The 7,047-nt window shown below is 72.6% G+C and carries 8 protein-coding genes, 1 tRNA gene and 1 pseudogene; 3 read left to right on the forward strand and 7 right to left on the reverse strand.

Annotated elements, in window-relative coordinates; genetic code table 11:
- Positions 1–25: 25 nt before the first annotated feature.
- Positions 26–1,343: pseudogene (locus VGN18_RS17765) on the forward strand (chloride channel protein); the annotation flags it as partial.
- A gap of 126 nt (positions 1,344–1,469) precedes the next feature.
- On the opposite strand, the gene VGN18_RS17770 reads toward VGN18_RS17765, so the two are convergent.
- Positions 1,470–1,542, reverse strand: a tRNA-Leu gene (locus VGN18_RS17770).
- A 34-nt stretch (positions 1,543–1,576) separates the two neighbouring features.
- On the opposite strand from VGN18_RS17770, the gene VGN18_RS17775 reads away from it, so the two are divergent.
- Positions 1,577–1,948 carry a thioesterase family protein gene (locus VGN18_RS17775; protein ID WP_327541055.1) on the forward strand — a complete coding sequence of 124 codons (372 nt, stop codon included), beginning with the start codon at positions 1,577–1,579 and terminating at the stop codon, positions 1,946–1,948.
- Here VGN18_RS17775 and VGN18_RS17780 read toward each other — a convergent pair.
- Positions 1,945–2,298: a DUF4235 domain-containing protein gene (locus VGN18_RS17780; protein ID WP_327541056.1), complete on the reverse strand. Its 354-nt coding sequence runs from the start codon at positions 2,296–2,298 to the stop codon at positions 1,945–1,947. The two genes, VGN18_RS17775 and VGN18_RS17780, sit on opposite strands and share 4 nt — an antisense overlap.
- Before the next feature lie 46 nt (positions 2,299–2,344).
- Between VGN18_RS17780 and VGN18_RS17785 the strand changes: the two genes are divergently transcribed.
- Positions 2,345–3,043, forward strand: a complete 699-nt coding sequence (locus VGN18_RS17785; protein ID WP_327541057.1) for a uracil-DNA glycosylase — start codon at positions 2,345–2,347, stop codon at positions 3,041–3,043.
- A gap of 11 nt (positions 3,044–3,054) precedes the next feature.
- Here VGN18_RS17785 and VGN18_RS17790 read toward each other — a convergent pair whose 3' ends face one another.
- The 5 genes from VGN18_RS17790 to VGN18_RS17810 all read right to left on the reverse strand — a co-directional run.
- Positions 3,055–3,972 (reverse strand): Ppx/GppA phosphatase family protein, encoded by a 918-nt coding sequence (locus VGN18_RS17790; RefSeq protein WP_327541058.1) that lies wholly within the window; start codon positions 3,970–3,972, stop codon positions 3,055–3,057.
- Positions 3,969–4,478 carry a DUF501 domain-containing protein gene (locus VGN18_RS17795; protein ID WP_327541059.1) on the reverse strand — a complete coding sequence of 170 codons (510 nt, stop codon included), beginning with the start codon at positions 4,476–4,478 and terminating at the stop codon, positions 3,969–3,971. Before VGN18_RS17795 ends, VGN18_RS17790 begins: the two co-directional genes overlap by 4 nt.
- On the reverse strand, positions 4,462–4,923 hold the full coding sequence (locus tag VGN18_RS17800) for a septum formation initiator family protein (protein ID WP_327541060.1): 462 nt from the start codon (positions 4,921–4,923) through the stop codon (positions 4,462–4,464). Before VGN18_RS17800 ends, VGN18_RS17795 begins: the two co-directional genes overlap by 17 nt.
- Before the next feature lie 6 nt (positions 4,924–4,929).
- Positions 4,930–6,219 (reverse strand): phosphopyruvate hydratase, encoded by a 1,290-nt coding sequence (eno, locus tag VGN18_RS17805; RefSeq protein ID WP_327541061.1) that lies wholly within the window; start codon positions 6,217–6,219, stop codon positions 4,930–4,932.
- A gap of 130 nt (positions 6,220–6,349) precedes the next feature.
- On the reverse strand, positions 6,350–7,047 hold a 698-nt coding region (locus VGN18_RS17810; RefSeq protein WP_327541062.1), incomplete at its 5' end, for a diguanylate cyclase.

Genomic DNA, 7,047 nt, shown 5'->3' on the forward strand with positions numbered 1-7,047 from the left:
CGAGAATTGTTACATACTGCAATACATGCAGTCAGCAACATTCTCGCGCCGCGCCGTGATCGCTCTCCGCACGTCCGAACCGGGTCTGGTCGCCCTCTCCCTGGCCGTGGGCGGCGGCGCGATCGCCTTCCGCTGGCTGATCTCGACCTTCACCCGCGCGTTCAGCGGCCACGCCGACTACGCCGGCCTGGGACGGGTCGACAACCCCCACGTGCCGTTCCTCGGCGTCTGGTTCCTGCTGCTCGCCCCGGTCGTGGCGGGCCTGGTCTACGGGCCGCTGGTGCACCTCTTCGCGCGGGAGGCCCGGGGGCACGGCGTGCCGGAGGTCATGTACGCGGTGGCCCGGAACAGGGGCCGCATCAAGCCGCAGGTCGCCGCGGTCAAGGCGCTCGCCTCCGCGCTGTGCATCGGCGGTGGCGGCTCGGTCGGGCGGGAGGGCCCGATCGTCCAGATCGGCTCCGCGCTCGGGTCGACCCTCGGCCGCGTGAGCCGGGTCGACGAGAACCGGACGCGGGTGCTCGTCGCGTGCGGCGCCGCCGGCGGCATCGCCGCTACCTTCAACGCCCCGCTCGCCGGCGTCTTCTTCGCCATGGAGCTCATCCTGCGCGACTTCACCGCCCGCTCCTTCGGCATGGTCGTGCTTTCCTCGGTCACCGCCAGCGTCATCGGTCGGGCCGCGTTCGGCGATGCCGCGTTCCTCGCCCTGCCGCACTTCCGGGTCAGCCATCCGGTGCAGTACGTGTGGTTCGCGCTGCTCGGCCTCGTGGCCGGCGTGGTCGGCGTGATCTTCACCCGGATCCTCTACTGGATCGAGGACGCCTGCGACTGGGCGTGGCGCGGCCCCGAGTGGCTGCGGCCGGCCGTCGGCGGGGTGCTGCTCGGCATGCTGCTGCTCGTCGTTCCGCAGATGTACGGGGTCGGCTATCCCGTCCTCGATCGCGGGGTGGTCGGCGGCTACTCCATCGCCGTCCTGCTCGGACTGCTCGCGGCGAAGATGCTCGCGACGAGCCTCACCATCGGCATCGGCGGCTCGGGCGGAGTGTTCGCCCCCAGCCTGTTCGTCGGCGCGATGCTGGGGGGCGCCTACGGGCTCGCGCTGCACGACCTGGCACCCGGTTCGGCCGGGACAGTGGGCACCTACGGGTTGATCGGGATGGGTGCGGTGTTCGCCGGCGCCGCCCGGGCCCCCATCACCGCGGTCGTGATCCTGTTCGAGCTCACCGGTGAGTACTCGATCATCCTTCCGCTGATGACGGCGATCGTGCTCGCCACCGGAGTCAGCCAGGTGCTGGCGCGCGACACCGTGTACACCGCCAAGCTCCGCCGCCGCGGGGTCGATCTCGACGAGCGCGACGGGACGCTCGACATCGTGGTGGGCGCCGACGGCGAGGCTGCCGTCGTCGACTCGCGGGGTCGGGTGGTCGGCCGCTTGTCGCGTCGCGGCGCACTGGGCGCGGTCGACGACCCGGTACCCCCGGTCGGACTCGAACCGACACTGCGACCCTTTTAAGGGGTCTGCCTCTGCCATTGGGCTACGGGGGTGCGGCCCCATTCTGCTCTGCGGGAGACTGCGGGCATGAGCGACTGGTCGTCCCCCGTCCGCTACGCCGAGGTCGACCAGCAAGGCGTCGTGTTCAACTCGCACTATCTGCTCTACTGCGACGAGGCCATGGGCGCGTTCTGCCTCGCCCGCGGCCTGCGCGAGTTCGTCGAGCGGGTGCGGCTGGCGACCTCGACGCTCACCTGGCGCGGACCGGCGCACTGGGGTGACACCGTCGAGGTGGATGTGCGGTGCACGCGGCTCGGCCGCACCAGCGCGACGCTGAGCTTCGACATCCGCGCGAGCGGGCGTGAGTGCTGCACGGTCGAGACGGTCTACGTGCTCGCTGACCTGGCGGGCGGGCCCGTGCCGATCCCGGACGACGTGCGCGCGGCCCTGACCGCTTAGGCCTTGGCCTTGGCGGCGTCCTGCTTGGCCTGCTGCTTCTTCTCCTTCTTGGCCGCCTTCTTCTGCGCCCGGCTGGGCGGCGGCGGCGGCGGCTCGGTGCCGGTGACCACGCGATAGGTGCCCTCGGCCGTCTTGCGCGTGGCCAGCTGGGCCGCGGCGACCCCGGCCGCCGACAGAGCGGCCCAGGCCAGCGCGTCGCCCGCGCGCACGCCCGCCTCGTTCGGCTCCCGCTTCTCCGCGGTCGGCCGCGCCGCCGCCCAGATCCGCGCGATCACCTTGCGGATCGCGATGGCGATCGGGATCCGCAGCAGGAGCGTCAGGATCTTCATGAAGAACTTGCCGCCGGGCATCGGACCTCCGTCAGTCTGGTTTCGCCCAGCCTGCCACAGTGGTGGGGTGCGCGACGCCGGGACGGATGGGGTGGCCGCGCTGAACCGCGAGCTCGTGCAGTGCCGGGCCTGCCCGCGCCTGGTCGAGTGGCGCGAGCAGGTCGCCCGGGAGCGGCGGGCCGCCTTCGCCGACCAGGAGTACTGGGGACGTCCCGTGCCCGGCTTCGGCGACCCCGACCCGCGCCTGCTCGTCCTCGGGCTGGCCCCGGCGGCACACGGCGCCAACCGCACCGGCCGGATGTTCACCGGCGACCGCAGCGGCGACTGGCTCTATGCCGCCCTGCACCGCACCGGCCTCGCCTCGCAACCGACCTCGGTGGCGGCCGACGACGGCCTCGCCCTCCGCGGCACCTGGATCACCGCCCCGGTGCACTGCGCCCCGCCGGCGAACAAGCCGACGACGCTCGAGCGCGACACCTGCCGCACCTGGCTGGTCCGCGAGCTGGGCCTGCTCTGGCCCGGCCTCCGGGCGGTGGTCGTGCTCGGCCGCTTCGGCTGGGCGGCCCTGTGGCCCGCGCTGCGCGAGGCCGGCGTCGATGTCCCGTCCCGCCGACCGCCGTTCGGCCACGGTGTCGAGGTCGACGTCGACGACCGGACCGTCATCGGCTGCTATCACGTCAGCCAGCAGAACACCTTCACCGGACGGCTCACCGAGCCGATGCTGGACGCGATCTTCCGGCGGGCGACGGAGCGGGCCGGCCTCTGACCGCGGCCGGTTCAGACCAGGCTGAGCGCGATTCCGTCGAGGATGTCGTGCTCGCTGGCGACGAGTTCGTCCACCCCGACCTCGTCGAGCAGCGTCCGCAGGATGATCACGCCGCCACCGATGATGTCGACGCGCCCCGGGTGGATGACCGGCACTGCGGCCCGCTCGTCGTGCGGCAGGGTCAGCAGCCGGTGGGCGACGGCGCGCACCTGCTCGGCCGATACGACCGCCCCGTGGATCGCGTCGCGGGAGTAGGTCGACAGCCCGAGCGCCAGGGCCGCGACGGTGGTGACCGTGCCGGCGACACCGACGAGCGTCACCGGCCGCTCGAGCGACACATCGGCCCGGGCGGCGGCGATCGCACGGCGCACGTCGCGCTCGGCCGCGGCCACCTGGTCGGCCGTCGGCGGGTCGTCGTGCAGGTGCCGTTCGGTCATCCGGACGCTGCCGATGTCCATGCTGTGCGCGATCAGCGGCGCGGCCCCGCCGCCGCGAACCAGCTCGCTGGAGCCGCCGCCGATGTCGGCGAGGAGCAGGGGGAAGGCCCCGGCGGGGAGCCCGCCGGCGGCTCCGGCGAACGACAACGCGGCCTCCTCGGCGCCGGAGATGACCTCGGGCTCGACACCCAGTTCGGCCCGGACCAGGTCGACGAACTCGCTCCGATTGGCGGCGTCGCGGGTGGCACTGGTGGCGACCATGCGCACCCGCTCGGCCCGCAGACCCGCGACGATCGCGGCGTAGTCGCCCACCGCCACCCGGGTGCGCTCGAGTGCGTCGGCCGCGAGCCGGCCGGTTCGGTCGACGTCCTGACCGAGGCGGACGATGCGGGTCTCGCGGTGCACGTCGTGCAGGGCCCCGCCGGGAGCGGTGTCGGCGACGAGCAGGCGGATCGAGTTCGTGCCGCAGTCGATCGCGGCCACCCGGGTCACGGCGAGACGCAGGGCCCGGCGGCCCACCACTCGGGCAGCAGGGCCAGCGCCTCGTCACCGAGCGGGTTCACCCCGGGCCCGGCGGCGAGCGCGTGACCGACGAGCACGTGCAGGCACTTGACCCGGGTCGGCATGCCGCCCGCGCTGATCCCGGCGATCTCGTCCACGTGGCCGATCTCCTCGCGCCGGGCGAGGTAGGACTCGTGCGCGGCCCGGTAGGTCGCGGCGAGCTCGTCGTCGGTGCCGAGCCGCTCGGTCATCTCCCGCATCAGGCCACTCGACTCGAGGGTGCCGATCGCGGCGGCGGCCTTAGGGCAGGTGAGGTAGTACAGCGTCGGGAACGGCGTGCCGTCGGGCAGACGCGGCGAGGTCTCGACGACGTCCGGATTGCCGCACGGGCAACGATGCGCCACGGCGCGGATGGCCCTGGGCTCGCGCCCGAGTTGCGCGCCGACGACGGCGCGGTCGGTGGCGTCGGCGAGGGGGAGGTCAGCCTCCGGCGGCACGGACGCTGTCCCACAGCCGCGTGTTCCACGCCGGCCCGGTCGCCCTCTTGGACGTCGACGTGCTGCGCGTCTGCTCGATCTGCGACTTCTGCCCGCGGTCGACGACCTCGTAGACGATGTCGCCCGGCATCGCGAACTGCAGTTGCTTGCGGGCCTGCTGCTGGATGAACCCCGGGTCGGAGTACTGCGCCTCGAGCGCGGAGAGCCGCTTCAGCTCGGCGGAGTCCTGCTTGAGCTGCTGCCCCGCGTGGTCGACGTCGCTGCGCGAACCGAGGTAGCGGTTCACCGGCGAGGCCAGCACGACCACCAGGAGCACGATCAGCACCCCGAGCAGCATCGCGCGTCCGGTCAGCACCGGTCGCACGGCACCGGTGCCGGCCGCGCGGGCACGGCGGCGGCCGACCGAGCGCAGCTCGGCCCGTTCGGCTCGACGGGAATCAGGCACCGGTGCTCAGCCCTGGTCGGCGGCGATGAAGCGTGGGAACGCGCCGGCGCCGGCGTAGCGCGCAGCGTCGTCCAGCTCGTCCTCGATACGCAGCAGCTGGTTGTACTTGGCGACGCGCTCGCTGCGGGCCGGGGCACCGGTCTTGATCTGTCCGCAGTTCGTGGCCACGGCGAGGTCGGCGATGGTGGTGTCCTCGGTCTCCCCCGACCGGTGGCTCATCATGCAGCGGTAGCCGTGCCGGTGCGCGAGATCGACGGCGTCGAGGGTCTCGGTCAGCGTCCCGATCTGGTTGACCTTCACCAGCAGCGCGTTGGCGGCACCGGACTCGATGCCGCGGGCGAGGCGCTCGGGGTTCGTGACGAACAGATCGTCGCCGACGATCTGGACGCGGTCGTCCAGCTCGTTGGTCAGCGAGATCCAGCCGTCCCAGTCCTCCTCGTCGAGCGGGTCCTCGATCGACACGATCGGGTAGTCGTTCACCAGCCCGGTGTAGTACTCGATCATGTACTGGGCGCTGCGCGAGCTGCCCTCGAAGGCGTAGGCGCCGTCGGCGTGGAACTCGCTGGCGGCGACGTCGAGGGCGAGCGCGATGTCGACGCCCGGGGTCAGGCCGGTCTGGCCGATCGCCTCGATGATGAGGTCGAGCGCGGCCCGGTTGGAGTCGAGGCTCGGCGCGAAGCCGCCCTCGTCGCCCAGCCCGGTGGCGAGTCCCTTGCCCTTCAGCACCGACTTCAGGGCGTGGTAGACCTCGGCGCCCTGGCGCAGGGCCTCGACGAAGGTCGGCGCGCCGATCGGCGCGATCATGAACTCCTGGACGTCGACGTTGGAGTCGGCGTGGGCCCCGCCGTTGAGGATGTTCATCATCGGGACGGGGAGCAGGTGCGCGTTCGGGCCGCCGACGTAGCGGAACAGCGGGAGGTCGGCCGAGCCGGCGGCGGCGCGGGCCACCGCGAGCGAGACGCCGAGGATCGCGTTGGCGCCGAGACGGCTCTTGTCGGGCGTGCCGTCGAGATCGCGCAGCGCCTGGTCGAGGATGCGCTGCTCGCTCGCCTCGAAGCCGATGACCTCGGGGCCGATGGTGTCCATGACCGCCGCGACGGCCTGGGCGACGCCCTTGCCGCCGTACCGAGCACCGCCGTCGCGCAGCTCGACCGCCTCGAAGGCACCGGTCGACGCACCGCTCGGCACGGCCGCGCGCGAGAGCGTGCCGTCGTCGAGGGCGACCTCGACCTCGACGGTGGGGTTGCCTCGCGAATCGAGGATCTCGCGGGCACCTACGGCGTCGATGCTGGCCACGGCCGGCCTCCTTCACTGCATGCGTTCGTCACTGCGCGGCGGCACAGTCGGCACAACCCTAACGGGATGCGGGACGGCAACGGGAACGCCCCGCCGCTCGGCGCGACGCAGCAGCGGGAGCGGTCCGGCGTCAGGCGCGGACGGGCGTCTCGCCGGTACCGCGGTAGGCGAGCTGCACCTGGTTGCGGCCCGAATCCTTCGCCCGGTACAGCGCCTGGTCCGCCGCGTGCAGCAGTTCAGCCAGCTCGAAGCCGTCGACCGGCGTGCAGGCGACACCGATGGACACGGCGAGCAGGTCGTCGTCGATCGGGTCGATGCCTTCGACGAGGTCGGACACCCGGATTCGGTTGACCCGCGCGCGCACCCGCTCGGCGACGGTGAGGGCGGAGATCTCGTCGGCCTCGGGCAGCACGGCCACGAACTCCTCGCCGCCGAAGCGGCCGACGGTGTCGTACTCCCGCATGGCGCCGCCCAGGCTGCGGCCGATGCCGCGCAGGACGACGTCGCCGGCAAGGTGGCCGAAGCGGTCGTTGACGAGCTTGAAGCGATCGATGTCGATGATGAGCACCGCGACCGAGTAGGTCTCCCGCTCGCCCCGCGCGAGTTCGCGCTTGGCCAACTGCTCCCAGGCGACGGCGTTGAGCAGGCCGGTCTTGGCGTCGGTCGTCGCCGCGGTCTCGAGCTCGCGCACCAGCGCTCCGCGCTGCAGCGTGTACATGGGCGCGATGACGAGGATCGCGAGCCACGGCTGGTAGAGGGCGGCCAACGCGACGAGGCCACCCAGGCAGAGGGTGGCCAGCTCGATGAGGTTGTCGTCGTAACTGCCGA

Source organism: Jatrophihabitans sp. (assembly GCF_036000465.1).
In the GTDB taxonomy this organism is placed as follows: Bacteria; Actinomycetota; Actinomycetes; order Mycobacteriales; family Jatrophihabitantaceae; genus Jatrophihabitans.